General features: G+C 63.3%; 14 protein-coding genes. 12 read left to right on the forward strand and 2 right to left on the reverse strand.

From position 1 onward, the window contains the following. Positions 1–200: 200 nt before the first annotated feature. The 6 genes from ileS (at position 201) to arfB (ending at position 8,073) form a co-directional block, all read left to right on the forward strand. Positions 201–3,224, forward strand: coding sequence for an isoleucine--tRNA ligase (ileS, locus tag FXV83_RS38870; RefSeq protein WP_148745297.1), 3,024 nt, complete (start codon positions 201–203; stop codon positions 3,222–3,224). A gap of 9 nt (positions 3,225–3,233) precedes the next feature. Further along, a complete protein-coding gene (gene lspA / locus FXV83_RS38875) occupies positions 3,234–3,728 on the forward strand; it encodes a signal peptidase II (RefSeq protein WP_148745299.1) in 495 nt (164 codons plus the stop codon). A gap of 94 nt (positions 3,729–3,822) precedes the next feature. Continuing rightward, positions 3,823–4,548: a hypothetical protein gene (locus tag FXV83_RS38880; protein ID WP_187436466.1), complete on the forward strand. Its 726-nt coding sequence runs from the start codon at positions 3,823–3,825 to the stop codon at positions 4,546–4,548. A 218-nt stretch (positions 4,549–4,766) separates the two neighbouring features. Continuing rightward, positions 4,767–6,158, forward strand: a complete 1,392-nt coding sequence (locus FXV83_RS38885) for a M16 family metallopeptidase (RefSeq protein ID WP_148745303.1) — start codon at positions 4,767–4,769, stop codon at positions 6,156–6,158. Continuing rightward, entirely contained in the window at positions 6,155–7,531 is a 1,377-nt protein-coding gene (locus tag FXV83_RS38890; RefSeq protein ID WP_148745305.1) for a M16 family metallopeptidase, read from the forward strand. The genes FXV83_RS38885 and FXV83_RS38890 overlap by 4 nt, the downstream gene beginning before the upstream one ends. Positions 7,532–7,656: 125 nt before the next feature. After that, positions 7,657–8,073 carry an alternative ribosome rescue aminoacyl-tRNA hydrolase ArfB gene (gene arfB / locus FXV83_RS38895; RefSeq protein WP_148745307.1) on the forward strand — a complete coding sequence of 139 codons (417 nt, stop codon included), beginning with the start codon at positions 7,657–7,659 and terminating at the stop codon, positions 8,071–8,073. Between the two features lie 252 nt (positions 8,074–8,325). Here the strand turns inward: arfB and FXV83_RS38900 are convergent, their stop codons facing one another. Then, on the reverse strand, positions 8,326–8,634 hold the full coding sequence (locus tag FXV83_RS38900; protein ID WP_148745309.1) for a hypothetical protein: 309 nt from the start codon (positions 8,632–8,634) through the stop codon (positions 8,326–8,328). 321 nt (positions 8,635–8,955) lie between these two features. Here FXV83_RS38900 and FXV83_RS38905 point away from each other — a divergent pair, with 321 nt between their 5' ends. From FXV83_RS38905 to FXV83_RS38930, 6 genes are all read left to right on the forward strand, one after another. Then, positions 8,956–9,342, forward strand: a complete 387-nt coding sequence (locus FXV83_RS38905; RefSeq protein WP_148745311.1) for a c-type cytochrome — start codon at positions 8,956–8,958, stop codon at positions 9,340–9,342. Continuing rightward, the gene (locus FXV83_RS38910; protein WP_148745313.1) at positions 9,343–9,738 is read left to right on the forward strand and encodes a VOC family protein; all 396 of its coding nucleotides are present in this window, start codon (positions 9,343–9,345) and stop codon (positions 9,736–9,738) included. A gap of 33 nt (positions 9,739–9,771) precedes the next feature. Continuing rightward, positions 9,772–10,320 (forward strand): gluconate 2-dehydrogenase subunit 3 family protein, encoded by a 549-nt coding sequence (locus FXV83_RS38915; protein ID WP_148745315.1) that lies wholly within the window; start codon positions 9,772–9,774, stop codon positions 10,318–10,320. 29 nt (positions 10,321–10,349) lie between these two features. Then, positions 10,350–11,918 (forward strand): GMC family oxidoreductase, encoded by a 1,569-nt coding sequence (locus FXV83_RS38920; RefSeq protein ID WP_148745317.1) that lies wholly within the window; start codon positions 10,350–10,352, stop codon positions 11,916–11,918. Between the two features lie 733 nt (positions 11,919–12,651). After that, the gene (locus FXV83_RS38925; RefSeq protein WP_148745319.1) at positions 12,652–13,059 is read left to right on the forward strand and encodes a hypothetical protein; all 408 of its coding nucleotides are present in this window, start codon (positions 12,652–12,654) and stop codon (positions 13,057–13,059) included. Between the two features lie 289 nt (positions 13,060–13,348). Then, positions 13,349–13,675 carry a DUF3303 domain-containing protein gene (locus tag FXV83_RS38930; protein ID WP_148745321.1) on the forward strand — a complete coding sequence of 109 codons (327 nt, stop codon included), beginning with the start codon at positions 13,349–13,351 and terminating at the stop codon, positions 13,673–13,675. 666 nt (positions 13,676–14,341) lie between these two features. Here FXV83_RS38930 and FXV83_RS38935 read toward each other — a convergent pair. Further along, a partial coding sequence (locus FXV83_RS38935; protein ID WP_148745322.1) for a transposase occupies positions 14,342–14,787 on the reverse strand: 446 nt, incomplete at its 5' end.

The following is a 14,787-nucleotide window of genomic DNA, read 5'->3' on the forward strand; positions in this document are numbered from 1 at the left end:
CTCAAAACCGGCCTGCCGGGCCTTTGCGCTTCCCCGGCCCGGCTGCTATGGAGAGCCCATGTTTGCGCGGCGCACCATAGGGATTAGCGGCCCGGCTTCCGCCTGAGCTCCGGCTCGGCGCAAGACCGGGATGTTGTCGTTTCACCTCGCGATTCCAGTCGCTATCCATTTTCCGCGCCCCTTCCGAGCCAGTCAGCCTCATGTCCGAAAAGCCGCAAAAGTCCGACGCCAAAGACTATTCGAAAACCCTGTTCCTGCCGCAGACGGAATTCCCGATGCGCGCCGGCCTGCCGCAGCGCGAGCCGGAGATCCTCAAGCGCTGGCACGAGATCGGGCTCTACGAGAAGCTGCGCGAGAGCGCAAAGGGCCGGGACAAGTTCGTGCTGCATGACGGCCCGCCCTATGCCAACGGCAACATCCATATCGGCACGTCGCTGAACAAGATCCTGAAGGATCTCGTCACCAAGAGCCAGCAGATGCTCGGCTTCGATTCCAACTACGTTCCGGGCTGGGACTGCCACGGCCTGCCGATCGAATGGAAGGTCGAGGAGGAGCACTATCGCAAGAAGGGCAAGCAGAAGCCCGACTTCCGCGACAGTGCCGCGATGATCGATTTCCGCAAGGAATGCCGCGCCTACGCGACGCACTGGCTCGGCGTGCAGCGCGAGGAGTTCAAGCGCCTCGGCGTGATCGGCGACTGGGACCATCCCTACGCCACGATGACGTATCCCGCCGAAGCCCAGATCGCGCGCGAACTGATGAAGTTCGCGGCCAACGGCACGCTCTACCGCGGCTCCAAGCCGGTGATGTGGAGCGTGGTCGAGAAGACCGCGCTCGCAGAAGCCGAGGTCGAATACGAGGACTACACCTCCGATACGGTGTGGGTGAAATTCCCGGTCACCTCGCCTGCACATGGCGCGCTCGCCTCCGCAAGCGTCGTGATCTGGACCACCACGCCCTGGACCCTGCCGGGCAACCGCGCCATCTCGTTCTCGCCGAAGATCGCCTACGGCCTTTATAAGGTGACAGACGCGCCGGCCGACAATTGGACCAAGACCGGCGATCTCCTGATCCTCGCCGATGCGCTCGCCGAAGAGGTGTTCAAGCAGGCGCGCGTGACGGACTTTGAGAGAGTTCGCGACATTCCTAGCGACACCATGGACGCGATCGAATGCGCCCATCCCCTCAAGGGCCTTGCCGGCGGCTACGAGTTCATCGTGCCGCTGCTCCCGGGCGACCATGTCACCGACGATACCGGCACCGGATTCGTGCATACGGCGCCCGGCCATGGCCGCGAGGACTTCGATGCCTGGACGGCGCAGGCGCGCGATCTCGATGCCCGCGGCATCAAGACGGCGATCCCTTACACGGTCGACGAGAACGGCGCCTACACAGATCATGCCCCTGGCTTCGTCGGAAAACGTGTCATCAACGACAAGGGCGAGAAGGGCGAGGCCAATGAGGCCGTGATCAAGGCGCTTGTCGAAAAAGGCATGCTGCTCGCGCGCGGCCGGCTGAAGCACCAATATCCGCATTCCTGGCGCTCCAAGAAGCCGGTGATCTTCCGCAACACGCCGCAATGGTTCATCGCAATGGACAAGCCTATTGTGGACGACCCGGGCAAGCCCGGGGCTACGGATATTGCCTCCAAATCCGGCGACACGTTGCGCGCGCGCGCGCTGCACGCGATCTCGGTCACGCAATGGGTGCCGCCCTCGGGCGAGAACCGCATCAACGGCATGATCGAATCGCGCCCCGACTGGGTGATCTCGCGCCAGCGCGCCTGGGGCGTGCCAATCGCCGTGTTCGTCCGCGAGAAGGGCGACGGCTCCGCCGAGATCCTTCAGGACGAGGCCGTCAACACCCGCATCGGCGAAGCCTTCGAAAAGGAAGGCGCCGACGCCTGGTACGCGCAAGGCGCGCGCGAGCGGTTCCTGGGCGCGCGTGCGAACGAAGACTGGCAGAAGATCGACGACATTCTCGACGTCTGGTTCGATTCCGGCTCCACGCATGCCTTCGTGCTCGAAGATCCCGTGCACTTCCCCGGCCTTGCCGGCATCAAGCGCAAGGTCGACGGTGGCAAGGACACCGTGATGTACCTCGAAGGCTCGGACCAGCATCGCGGCTGGTTCCACTCCTCGCTGCTGGAAAGCTGCGGCACGCGCGGCCGGGCGCCCTACGACATCGTGCTGACGCACGGGTTTACCCAGGACGAGCACGGCCGCAAGATGTCGAAGTCGCTCGGCAATACCATCGAGCCGCAGGTCGTCATCAAGGAATCCGGCGCCGACATTTTGCGGCTCTGGGTCGCCGCCTGCGACTACACCGACGACCAGCGCATCGGTCCGGAGATCCTGAAGAACACGGTCGAGACCTATCGCAAGCTGCGCAACACCGTGCGCTGGATGCTCGGCACGCTGCATCATTACAAGCCCGCTGACGCGGTCGCGCTCGCCGAGATGCCGGAGCTCGAACGGCTGATGCTGCACGAGCTCGCGGTGCGAGCCGCCACCATCCGCAAGGCCTATCAGGAATTCGACTACAAGACGGTGGTGGCGACGCTGTCCGCCTTCCTGAACAGCGAGCTCTCCGCATTCTATTTCGACATCCGCAAGGACACGCTCTATTGCGATCCGCCGTCGTCGCTGACGCGCAAGGCGGCGCTGACCACGATCGATCAGCTCTGCAACGCGATCCTGAAATGGCTGGCGCCGGTCCTGAGCTTCACTGCGGAGGAAGCCTGGCGGATGTACAGGCCTGATGCCGAGCCTTCGGTGCATCTGACTCAGTTCCCGGAAGGCCTCGAAAAGCTCCGCGACGAGAAACTCGCCGCGAAATGGGAGGCGATCCGCAACGTGCGCCGCGTCGTCACCGGTGCGCTCGAGCTCGAACGCGCCGCCAAGAATATCGGCTCGTCGCTCGAGGCCTCGCCGGTGATCTATATCGCCGACCGCAACATGCTGGCGACGCTGTTCAATACCGATCTCGCCGAGATCTGCATCACCTCGAACTACGAGGTGCGCGAGGATGAGGTGCCGGCGGGCGCGTTCCGTCTCGATGCCGTTGCCGGCGTCGCCGTCGTGGTGGAGAAGGCGCAAGGCACCAAATGCGCCCGCTCCTGGAAGATTTCGCCGACGGTCGGCGAAGACCCAGAATATCCCGACGTCACCCCGCGCGACGCCAAGGCGCTGCGCGAATGGAAGGCGCTGGGGGTGGAGGTCTGATCTCTAGTCATGACACCCCTCCGCGCCGGCATCATCTCGGCCCTGGTCACGGTCGTCCTCGACCAGGCCTCAAAGCTTTGGCTGCTGAACGTGTTCGACCTCGCCCGTCGCGGCGCGGTGAAGGTGACGCCGTTTTTCGACCTGGTGCTGGCCTGGAACATCGGGATCAGCTTCGGCTGGCTCCAGAACGACAGCCAGGCGGCGCAGCTCGCGCTGATGGCGGTCAAGGCCATCGCGGTGGTTGCGCTGGCGATCTGGATGGCCCGGTCGCACACCTTCCTTGCGACCGTCGCGCTGGGGCTGATCATCGGGGGCGCCATCGGCAACAGTATTGATCGCCTCGCCTATGGCGCGGTGGTCGATTTCGCCCTGTTTCACGTCGAGATCGGCGGAAATACCTTTAACTGGTACGTCTTTAACCTCGCCGACGTGGCCATCGTTGCTGGCGTGGCGGCGCTATTGTATGATTCCTTTCTGGGGGTACCCGCCGCAAAAGCGCCCTGATCCCGGCTGATACGGGCCGGCAGGCGGAACCTTGCCCTACGGGGTCGGCCGCGCGCGGCGCGGTCATCTGCCACAATTTGGAACAGGTACAGTGATGCGCAGCTCCGAGACCAGCGTTTCGATGGTTCGAGATCCCCGGCAGGGGTTCTGGCGAGCATTGAAATTGTCCGCTGTCGCGCTCGGCGTCGGTCTGGTCATGTCGGCGGGCGCAGCCCGCGCCGGCGACGACGAGGACGATGACGACATGACCTTCGAAGAGAAGCTCATCGACAATCTGATGTCCGGCCTCGGTGGCAAGAGCATGGAGAAGCCCGGCATCGAATACCGCGAGCGCTCGCCGCTCGTCGTGCCGCCCAAGCTCGACCTGCCGCCGCCGGCTGCGACCGAGGCCAACGCTGCGCCGAACTGGCCGAAGGATCCCGACGAGAAGCGCCGCAAGGAGGCCATCGCCGCGCGGAAGAAAGCGACCAAAGCGACGGAGAACTGGCAGGCCGGCCGGCCGCTGTCGCCGAGCGAGATGAACGCGGCCAGGACGGCCGCACCGTCCCGTCAGAGCAACGACCCGGTCCAGCCCGGCAACAGCACCAATAACCCGACGCTCAGCCCCGCCCAACTCGGATATACTGGCGGCCTGTGGAAGCTCTTCAAAGGGAGCGACCCCGAGTCCAAGCAGTTCACGTCGGAGCCGCCTCGCCAATCGCTGGTGGAACCTCCGCCGGGATATCAGACGCCGTCGCCGAACTATGCCTACGGCTCCGGGCCGGATAATTCGAAGCGAACTTACTTCGACGTCATGTCCGGCAAGGAGAAGGAGCAATAACGCTCCTGTCCCGCGGCAAGGTTCGAGGCGCGAACCGGACGATCCCGGTCCGTGCGGGCGGACGTGGCCCAAGATCGCTTGGCCCATGATTGCTTGGCCCATGATTGCTTCGAGTTAATTGACGTTCCCTGCTTCGTGACGCGAAGCGTCAGCCGCACGGTGTACGATGCCGTGCCTCCGAGCCGGACATCCGTGCTCGGCTTTTCATAAGGATCATGATGTCCCCTTACCGATCGGCTGCCCGCCTCCTTGCCGCGCTGCTTTCGACGAGTGTCCTTTCGGCCGGCGCTGCCCTCGCCCAGACCACGGTGACATCGGCCCCGCCCGCCAGCTTCACGCTCAACAACGGCCTCCAGGTCGTGGTGATCCCGGACCACCGCACCCCCGTGGTCACGGAGATGATCTGGTACAAGGTCGGCTCGGCGGACGAGACACCGGGCAAGTCCGGGCTCGCCCACTTCCTCGAGCACCTGATGTTCAAGGGTACGGACAAGCACCCGGTCGGCGAATTCTCCCAGACCGTGCTTCGCGTCGGCGGCAACGAGAACGCCTCCACCTCAGTCGACTACACCAACTATTACCAGCGGGTGCCGCGCGAGCAGCTGCCGACCATGATGGAGTTCGAGGCCGACCGCATGACCGGCCTGATCCTCAAGGACGAGAACGTGCTGCCGGAACGCGACGTCGTGCTCGAAGAGTACAACATGCGCGTCGCCAACAATCCCGACGCGCGGCTGAACGAGCAGATCATGGCGGCGCTCTATCTCAACCATCCCTACGGCCGGCCCGTGATCGGCTGGCACCAGGAGATCGAGAAGCTCGACCGCGAGGATGCGCTCGCCTTCTACCGCCGCTTCTACGCGCCCAACAACGCCATCCTGGTCATCGCCGGCGACGTCGAGGCCGCCGAAATCCGTCCGCTGGTCGAGCGCAATTTCGGGCCGATTGCAGCCCAGCCGGCGATCCCGGCGCGGCGCATCCGCCCGCAGGAGCCGGATCCGGCCGCGCCGCGCACCGTCACACTATCGGATCCGCGCGTCGAGCAACCCAGCGTGCGGCGCTACTATCTGGTGCCCTCGGCCGCGACCGCCGCAGCCGGCGAGAGCGCCGCCCTCGACGTGCTGGCGCAGTTGATGGGCAGCGGCAGCAATTCCTATCTCTACCGCGCCCTCGTCGTCGACAAGCCGCTCGCGGTCTCCGCCAACGCTAGCTATTCAAGCATCTCGCTCGATCCGACCCAGTTCGCGATCTCGGCCGCGCCGAAATCCGGCGTTAGCTTTGCCGAGGTCGAGCAGGTGGTCGACGGCGTCATTGCCGACCTTGCGCAGAACCCGGTCCGCGCCGAGGACCTGGAGCGGGTCAAGACCCAGCTCATCGCGGAAGCGATCTACGCCCAGGACAACCAGGCGGTGCTGGCGCGCTGGTATGGCGGCGCGCTGAGCACGGGCCTGTCGATCGAGGACATCAGAAGCTGGCCGGACCGCATCCGCGCGGTCACCGCCGAACAGGTTCGCGCCGTCGCACAGAAATGGTTCGAGAAGAAGCGTTCGGTAACGGGCTATCTGATCAAGGACACAGCTAGCACCAAGCGCGAGGAGAAGCGTTCGTGACCTATCCTTTTGCTTTCTCGCGCGCGCGGCGCATCGCATTGTCCGTTGCCACCGGCGCGGTGCTCACGCTGGCCACGATCTCACCGTCACAGGCGGCCGCAAAGATCCAGCACCTGATCTCGCCGGGCGGCATCGAGGCCTGGTTCGTGCAGGATGCGACCGTGCCGCTGATCGCCATGGAATATTCCTTTGCCGGCGGCTCGGCCCAGGATCCCAAGGACAAATCTGGCGTCGCCAATCTGGTCGGCGACCTCCTCGACGAAGGCTCCGGCGATCTCGACTCCAAGACGTTCCACGAGCGTCTGGACCGTCGCGCCATCGAGCTGTCCTTCAGCGCCACCCGCGATAGCTTCCGCGGCAGCCTGCGCATGCTGCGCGACAACAAGGACGAAGCCTTCGACCTGTTGCGGATGGCTCTGACCTCGCCGCATTTCGAGGCTGCCGACGTCGAGCGCATCCGCTCGCAGGTCATCTCGGGGCTGCGCCGCGAGACCACCAATCCGTCATCGCTGGCGAGCCGCAAATTCCTCGAGGTCGCCTTCGGCGATCATCCCTATGGCCGGCAGACCAACGGCAACCTCGACAGCGTGCCGACCATCACGGTCGCCGACATGAAGGACTATGTCGGCCGCGTGCTTGCCAAGGACGGACTGAAGGTCGCGGTGGTCGGCGACGTCGATCCGGCAACGCTCGGCAAGCTGCTCGACCAGACCTTCGGCGCGCTCCCCGCCAAGGCCAACCTCGTGCCGGTGCCCGACATCGAGGCCGCCAAGCCGCCGCAGCGCGCCTTCGTGGCGCTCGACGTGCCGCAGACGGTGATCACCTTCGGCGGTCCCGGCGTGAAGCGCAGCGATCCGAACTTCATGGCGGCCTATGTCGTCAACCACATCCTCGGCGGCGGCGGATTGTCCTCCCGGCTCTATCGCGAGGTCCGCGAGAAGCGCGGACTGGCCTATTCGGTGTTCGAGTCCCTGCTGTGGATGGAGCATTCGGCGGTCTTCATCGGCAACACCGGCACGCGCGCCGACCGTGCCGGCGACACCATCGATGCCATCGAGAAGGAGGTGCGCCGCATCGCCGACGAGGGCCCGACGCAGAAGGAGCTCAACGAGGCCAAGTCCTATCTCAAGGGCTCGCAGATGCTGGCGCTGGATACCTCCTCCAAGCTCGCGCAGGCGCTGCTGCAGTACCAGCAGGACAAGCTGCCGATCGACTACATCGAGAAGCGCAACGCGATCGTCGATGCGGTGACGTTTGATGACGCCAAGACGGCCGCCAAGCGCCTGTGGGGCCAGGGGCTGTTGACCGTCGTCGTCGGCCGCGCGCCCCAAGCCGCCGCGCAACCGGCGGCAGCGGTGCCCAAGTCGAACTGAATTTCGAACTGACGCCTTCCCTACGCGTCCTGAAATGGCCGGGCTCGCCCGGCCATTTGCGTTTCTGGCGCCATTGCCGAACCTGGATGTCCGGGATATGTCCGGGCATCACGAATGGTGCCACCATGCTGCGGATATCCCGCGATCTCGTCATCGACGAGGACGATATCGAGATCGGCTTCGTCCGCGCCTCCGGGCCCGGCGGGCAGAACGTCAACAAGGTCGCGACGTCGGCGCAACTGCGCTTCGACACCACCAAGCTGACCTTGCCGGAGGATGCGCGCTTGCGCCTCGCCCGCCTCGCCGGCCAGCGCATGACCAAGGACGGCGTCATCGTGATCCAGGCGCAGCGCTTCCGCACACAGGAGCGCAATCGCCAGGACGCCATCGACCGCCTTCTCGAGATCCTGCGCGAGGCCATGGTCCGGCCGACGCCGCGGCGCAAGACGCGGCCGACCTTTGCCTCCAAGCAGCGCCGGCTCGAGGGCAAGAAGCACCGCAGCGACGTCAAGGCAAAGCGCGGCCGCGGCTTCGACGACTGATCGATCAGGTTCGGCCTGACGCGCTTCACGACCGCCCAAACAAAAAGTCGAAAACAACCCCATGCACAGTAGGCGGCAATTGCCGGCGCTATGCCCTGTGAGTTTGCGTAACTGTCTGACATCTTGGGTAGATCGGCGGCATCATCGGTGCGCCGGGGCGGCTTGCGCCCTTTCGACACGGAATTGCAACCCGGACAGCCAAAATAACCTCCGGCCGCGGGGGCGACCGGAGGCCTGTCGTTTCGCGGAAGACTAGTAACGCTTGCCTGGGGCGGCACCGCCCGACGTGGTATCGTCTGCGGTCCCTTTGTGCGTAGCGCTGCCTGTGGTGCCGGCCGAGCCCTTGGTGCCCTTGGTCGACTTCATGCCCATCTTCTCGCCCGCTGCGCCCGGCTGCGCATTCATCTCCTCATCGTCGCCTGCCGCTGCGCCGCCCTGGACGCCCTTGCTCTGCACGCCGCCACGCGCCTTGGTGTCGGACGAGACGCCTTGCGCCAGAACGGGTCCCGCGAGCAAGGCCGAAAGCGCGCATGCGATCACTGAGGTCTTCACTAACTTCATCCATTTCTCCTGGATTTTGTTCGCGATGAGCGGCTGGTGTTTTTCGCCGTTCGCCTGGACTGGACCGTCCCATCGCGCAGAGAGCCGAACGGCGCGGTCGCTATGCAATCCGGATCGTGTGGTCATCGTTGAGGGATTTCGCGGCGGTTTCGCGGAATTGTGCTCCTCATATGCGGCGGCGCGGAACATCTCAGCGGGCCGCAAACGCCACGTTCGGCCTCGCAACGGCTGCAACGAAACAGCCCGCTACTACCATCGCATGTGTGACGCCGCCTACAGTTTGCGCACGCTGAATTTGATGTGAATGAGCGGACTTTGGCGATGCGCGCGATCGTGCTGGGATTGTGCACCGCAGTGATGCTGGTGATGCGAGGTGCTGACGCGCAGATGCCCTTGCCGGCTGCAAAGCCGCCGGACGGCGCGGCGCTGTTCAAGCAGCAATGCGCGGTGTGCCACACCACCAACCTGTCGGAACCGATGCGGCAAGGCCCGCCGCTGGTCAAAATCGTGGGACGGCCGGCCGGCAGGGTCGAAGGGTTTCACTACTCGGACGGCCTCGCGAGAGCCGACTTCGCCTGGGACGAGGCCAGGCTCGACGCTTGGCTGAGCAATCCGCAAGCCGTCATTCCCGGCGTGATTATGGTCTACCGGCAGGCGAAACCGGAGACGCGCGCCGCCATCATCGCCTTCCTGAAGGAGCTGAACTGAATGGCAAAGCCGGTCCACTCCATGATCCGCGTGCTCGACGAGGCCCGCTCGCTCGATTTCTACAGGCGCGCTTTCGGCCTCGAAGTCGCCGACCATCTGAAATTCGGGGATTTCGCCCTGATCTATCTGCGTCACCCCTCCTCGCCTTTCGAACTGGAGCTGACGGTCAATTTCGATCGCAAGGAACCGTACGCGCTCGGCGACGGCTACGGCCACCTTGCCGTGGTGGTCGAGGACCTCGATGCCGAACATGCGCGCTTCGAACGCGAGCAACTCGCGCCGGGACCGCTGCGCGACTTCATGCACGACGGCAGGACGCTGGCGCGCTTCTTCTTCGTCAGCGATCCCGATGGCTACAAGATCGAGGTGATCCAGCGCGGCGGACGTTTCAACTGACCAAAACACAAATCACAATTGACGGAGGAACCCATGAGAGAAGTCGATCGCCGAAGCAAGCACAGCCGCCGCATCTTTCTCAAGGGCGCGGCGACCGCCGTGCCGGTCGCTGCAGTCGCGGCCGGCGTCGCCGTCAACATCGAAGGCGCCTGGGCCGACGAGGCGAGCGCGCTGACACCTGCGACAATGAAGACGCTGCTGAAGGTCGCGCGCGACATCTATCCGCACGATGCCCTCGGCGACAGCTACTACATCACCGCGATCAAGCCGTGGGACGGCAAGGCGGCGAAGGATCCCGCGGTCAAGGCGCTGATCAGCGACGGCATCAGCAGGCTCGACCAGAACGCGCGCGACCGCCACAAGGTGGCTTACGCGGAAATCCCCTGGGAATCCGATCGCGTCGTGCTGCTGAAGGAGATCGAGCAGAGCGACTTCTTCCAGAAGGTACGCGGCGACCTCGTCGTATCGCTCTACAACCAGAAAGAGGTCTGGCCGCGGTTCGGCTACGAGGGCTCCTCCGCCGAGCATGGCGGCTACATCAACCGCGGCTTTGCCGACATCGACTGGCTGCCGAAAGCTTAAGATCACCCCAACGGTTCAGGAGAACGCATATGGCAAAATTCGATCTGAACGACTCTGGCGTTGTGGTGATCGTCGGCTCCGGCGCCGGCGGCGGCACGCTGGGCAACGAGCTCGCGCAGAAGGGTGTCAAGGTCGTCATCCTCGAGGCTGGTCCGCGGATCGAGAACCAGGACTTCATCAACGACGAGTGGGACAGTTTTTCCCAGCTGGCCTGGAGCGATGCCCGCACCACATCGGGAACATGGCGCGTCGCCAAGGATTTTTCGGGTCTTCCCGCCTGGATCGTCAAGGCGGTCGGCGGCTCCACAGTGCATTGGGCCGGCGCATCGCTGCGCTTCGACGAGCATGAGTTCAGGGTCAAGAGCACCTATGGCAACATTCCCGGCGCCAACCTGCTGGACTGGCCGGTCACGCTCGCGGAGATGGAGCCGTGGTACGCCAAGGCCGAGAACAAGATGGGCGTGACCCGCACCAACGGCATTCCCGGACTTCCCGGCAACAATAACTTCAAGGTGCTCGAGGCCGGCGCGAAGAAGCTCGGCTACAAGACCGTGCACACCGGCAACATGGCGATCAACAGCCAGCCGCGCGACGGGCGCGGATCCTGCCAGCAGATCGGCTTCTGCTTCCAGGGCTGCAAGTCCGGCGCGAAATGGTCGACGCTCTACACCGAGATCCCCAAGGGCGAGGCGACCGGCAATCTGGAGGTCCGTCCGAGCAGCATGGCAGTCAAGATCGAGCACGATGCGAGCGGCAAGGTCACCGGCGTGGTTTACGCCGACGAGCAAGGCGCCATGCAGCGTCAGAAGGCCCGCATCGTCGCGGTCGCCGGCAACTCGATCGAAAGTCCGCGGCTGCTGCTGAACAGCGCCTCGACCATGTTCCCCGATGGCCTCGCCAATTCGTCGGGACAGGTCGGCCGCAACTACATGCGTCACATGACCGGCAGCGTCTATGCCGTGTTCGAGAAATCGGTGCACATGTATCGCGGCACCACCATGGCCGGCATCATCCGCGACGAGGCGGCGAACAATCCGAAGCGCGGCTTCGTCGGCGGCTACGAGATGGAGACGCTGTCGCTCGGCCTGCCCTTCATGGCGGCGTTTCTCAATCCCGGCGCCTGGGGACGCCCGTTCACCGCAGCGCTCGACGGCTATCCGCGCATGGCCGGCATGTGGCTGGTCGGCGAGGACATGCCGCAGGAGACCAACCGCATCACACTCGACCCGACCGTGAAGGACAAATTCGGCCAGCCGGTCGCGAGCGTGCATTTCGACGATCATCCCAACGACATCGCGATGCGCGCTCACGCCTACAAGCAGGGCTCGGCGGTGTACGATGCGGTCGGCGCCACCGTGACCTATCCGACGCCGCCCTATCCGAGCACGCACAATCTCGGCACCAACCGGATGAGCGAGAAGCCGCGGGACGGCGTGGTCAACAAGTTCGGACAGAGCCACGACGTCAAGAATTTGTTCGTCTCCGACGGCAGCCAGTTCACCAGCGGCGCAGCCTGCAACCCGACCCTGACCATCGTCGCGCTGGCGATCCGGCAGGCGGACTACATCGCGGGCGCGATGCAGAAGAAGGAGATCTGAAGTCAGAAGCCACCGCGTCCGCACGGACGAATGTGGCAGGAAGGTTCGCCGCGGCCATCCTTCGAGGCGCCCGCCTACGGCGGGCCCTCAGGATGAGGTCGCGTTTGCGGCGAGACATCAGACCCTCATGGTGAGGAGCCCGCCAAAGCGGGCGTCTCGAATCATTCAGGCCGAGCATATGCAATGCATGACCCCAGGGAGCAATTTGGCGAAATTCGTCGTTCGGGACTATGGCGTGCACCCATAAATTCGTCGCGTTCGCTTTGCTCAAAGGCGACTTTGAAGCCGACATGGCTACGTGTCGGCCTTGGGCCAACTCTGGACGTCTGCGGGAGCAGCATGATCGCCTCCGTACTCGACGCCAATACGTCGTGGCCGCGCCCTTACTGCGACCAGCCGCAGGACCAGTCAGTGACACTGACTTGCGTATTCAGTTGGTCGCAGTGTGAAGTTGCTGACACCGGGTCCGATCTTCAGGCCCTAAGCAAACTGAGGCATTATGCCTCTTGGGCGAAACACCCATTTCTAGGGCGCGTCCAGTCTCGTAGAATGTGGTTGCCCATGAAGCGGGATGTGCCGAAGTCACCGTTCGGGACGAACGAGCAGTACTAGCGCTGTCGGCAGGTACGCTACCCTCTGAGACCGCCCCCTTTTCGGTTTCACACCACGATTTCACATCCACACGCGCGCAGCTTTTGCGGCGGCTTGTTGCAGTAACCTAAGGAGAAAAGCGATGAGCAAGATCGATCGAAGGTCTGCATTGGCATTCGGGTTGGCAGCGGCTACGGCGGCCATGATAAAGCCCGCCGCCGCTCAAACTTCGGGCTACAAGGACTCGACTCCGTGGCCAGGTGTGGTGGTGCGTGAGTATGATGGCGAGACACCATCGCTGATCCCGGGTTTTAAGACCGTCTCAATGCGCGACATCATCATGCAGCCGGGATCGAAGACCATGGGGCCCCCGATGATGAATGCCATGATCTGCCATATCACCGAAGGAGAGCTTCGGCTTGAGCAGGACGAAAAGACCTTTACCGGCAAGAAGAATTTTGTCTGGACCTGCAACAAGGACACAAAGGAGCAGGCGTTCAATGATGGGAACGTGGTCGCGATTATGCGGATCGCGGACCTGAAGGCTTAAGGCTCTTTTTTTCGCAAGAAATCGATTGTAGGAGCGAATGGCGCACGCGACGGCGCGCCATTCGCGCAGGACCGCTACGCGCCGATCGCGTCGGTTTGCCCTCTGACGGTGACTTCCGGGTTGCGCCGAATTTCTGGATATGTCGCTGCGCCAACCGATGCGATGGGCCATGACCGGACAACTTCTCGACCAATGACCGCTCTCGCCGCTGCTAACACTTGCGCGACCGCTCGCACTTAAGATTAGATGGGTCGCGTGGCTCACTGTCCAGTTTTGAAGGAGGTGTTTCATGAAATACATGCTCGAATATACAGTCCGCACTGCCGGCCTTTCCTTTGACCAAAACTTTGCAGGGTCGCAATCGCTTCTTGCTGCGTTCAGCAAGTGGACGCCGGATGAAGAGAAGGGGCTGATGATACACGCGTTCGTAGCGAACTTGGCGGGACGAGGGGGCTATGTTTTGGTCGAAGCCAACGACCCAAAAGCCATCACCGCCTTCGTGGCAAAGTACAACTTCTGGAATGACATTGATGTCGTTCCGGTCGTCGATATCAGCGAGTCAGTGCCGATAAACGCGAGTTCACTCGAATGGGCGAGGCAAGCGTCTAAGGGCTAGTTGGCGGACGATATGAAATCGACGAGCGCCTCGACAATTGGTCGAGGCGTCTCAATTCAAAGACTGCTGGAACATGAACAGTGAGAGGCCGATGTCTGAATTGGGTCATTCGCGTCGGTCTACCCGCAACTGTGGGACTTCCGCTCGTTTTCTGCCGTCAGCGCGTCGAGACTCGATTGCGACTCAAGGTTGAGCTAGAGTTCATGCCGTCTCAATCAAGTTCTGGGAATTGAGATGCATCGCTCTTTCCGAGTTCTTTTGCTGCTTTGCATGATCGCGGGCGCCAAGCCGGCCGATGCACAGGAATGCGCGGCACTTTCTGGCCGAATGCGATTGGCCTGCGCGGTAGCAAAATATCCCGCGTTCGGCGCCCAAGTCGAGCGCTGCAAGGATGAGGCGCGCGCAATGGGCTTACGGGTTGTGAGAGGTGATCCCGGATTTAACGGCTACGTGGCCGGTTGTGTACGTCGCCTTCCGGCGGTAGCTCGACTTCAGCGGAATGCTATCACGCACCATTGACGGCGATATGGCGGAGCTTTGCGACCTGTCAACGAGCCTGTCCACTACCTCAGGGGCAGCTCGATGGTCTGAGATCCGCTGTGGGTCTTGGCCGTGTAAAAACGCCTTTCCCAGGGAGGTTTGTGAGAAGCCAGGACCGGTTCGGTCTCAGGCCACGATCGCAGCCATCAACGGCTTGGTCCCGACGATGTTCATGACCCGTGTCATATTGTAGGCGAGGACCGAGAGCGCCATCTCGGCGGCTACTTTTGGAAGCGTTTTGGTGAGGAAGTGTGTCGCTCCCATGCGGGCCTTCATCGTGCCGAACGGATGCTCGACCGTCTCGCGACGCTGGCGCACGGCTTGTGGGTTTGCATCAAGGCGCTGCTGCACAGCGTCGAGCAGATGCTCATGCTCCCATCGTGGAATCCGCCGCTCTGGCCCTGTCGTGCGCTGCGATTTGAGCGAACAATCTTGACAGGCTGTGGTCCAGTAGCGCCGTAGCCGCTTGCCGTCCTCCTCGCTCGTAAAGCGATATGGCAGTTGCTCTCCAGCTGGACAGCGATAGGCGTCCTCCTCTGGCAAATAGACAAAGTATAGCGCGACAATCTGGA

This window comes from Bradyrhizobium hipponense, from assembly GCF_008123965.1.
In the GTDB taxonomy this organism is placed as follows: Bacteria; Pseudomonadota; Alphaproteobacteria; order Rhizobiales; family Xanthobacteraceae; genus Bradyrhizobium; species Bradyrhizobium hipponense.

Excerpts from the sequence above, each read along its gene's own strand:
- FXV83_RS38920 (WP_148745317.1), top strand. The coding sequence starts at position 10,350 with ATGGCAAAATTCGATCTGAACGACTCTGGCGTTGTGGTGATCGTCGGC.
- FXV83_RS38930 (WP_148745321.1), top strand. The coding sequence starts at position 13,349 with ATGAAATACATGCTCGAATATACAGTCCGCACTGCCGGCCTTTCCTTT.
- FXV83_RS38910 (WP_148745313.1), top strand. The coding sequence starts at position 9,343 with ATGGCAAAGCCGGTCCACTCCATGATCCGCGTGCTCGACGAGGCCCGC.
- FXV83_RS38915 (WP_148745315.1), top strand. The coding sequence starts at position 9,772 with ATGAGAGAAGTCGATCGCCGAAGCAAGCACAGCCGCCGCATCTTTCTC.
- FXV83_RS38925 (WP_148745319.1), top strand. The coding sequence starts at position 12,652 with ATGAGCAAGATCGATCGAAGGTCTGCATTGGCATTCGGGTTGGCAGCG.
- FXV83_RS38905 (WP_148745311.1), top strand. The coding sequence starts at position 8,956 with ATGCGCGCGATCGTGCTGGGATTGTGCACCGCAGTGATGCTGGTGATG.
- ileS (WP_148745297.1), top strand. The coding sequence starts at position 201 with ATGTCCGAAAAGCCGCAAAAGTCCGACGCCAAAGACTATTCGAAAACC.
- arfB (WP_148745307.1), top strand. The coding sequence starts at position 7,657 with ATGCTGCGGATATCCCGCGATCTCGTCATCGACGAGGACGATATCGAG.
- FXV83_RS38880 (WP_187436466.1), top strand. The coding sequence starts at position 3,823 with ATGCGCAGCTCCGAGACCAGCGTTTCGATGGTTCGAGATCCCCGGCAG.
- FXV83_RS38885 (WP_148745303.1), top strand. The coding sequence starts at position 4,767 with ATGTCCCCTTACCGATCGGCTGCCCGCCTCCTTGCCGCGCTGCTTTCG.
- lspA (WP_148745299.1), top strand. The coding sequence starts at position 3,234 with ATGACACCCCTCCGCGCCGGCATCATCTCGGCCCTGGTCACGGTCGTC.
- FXV83_RS38900 (WP_148745309.1), bottom strand. The coding sequence starts at position 8,634 with ATGAAGTTAGTGAAGACCTCAGTGATCGCATGCGCGCTTTCGGCCTTG.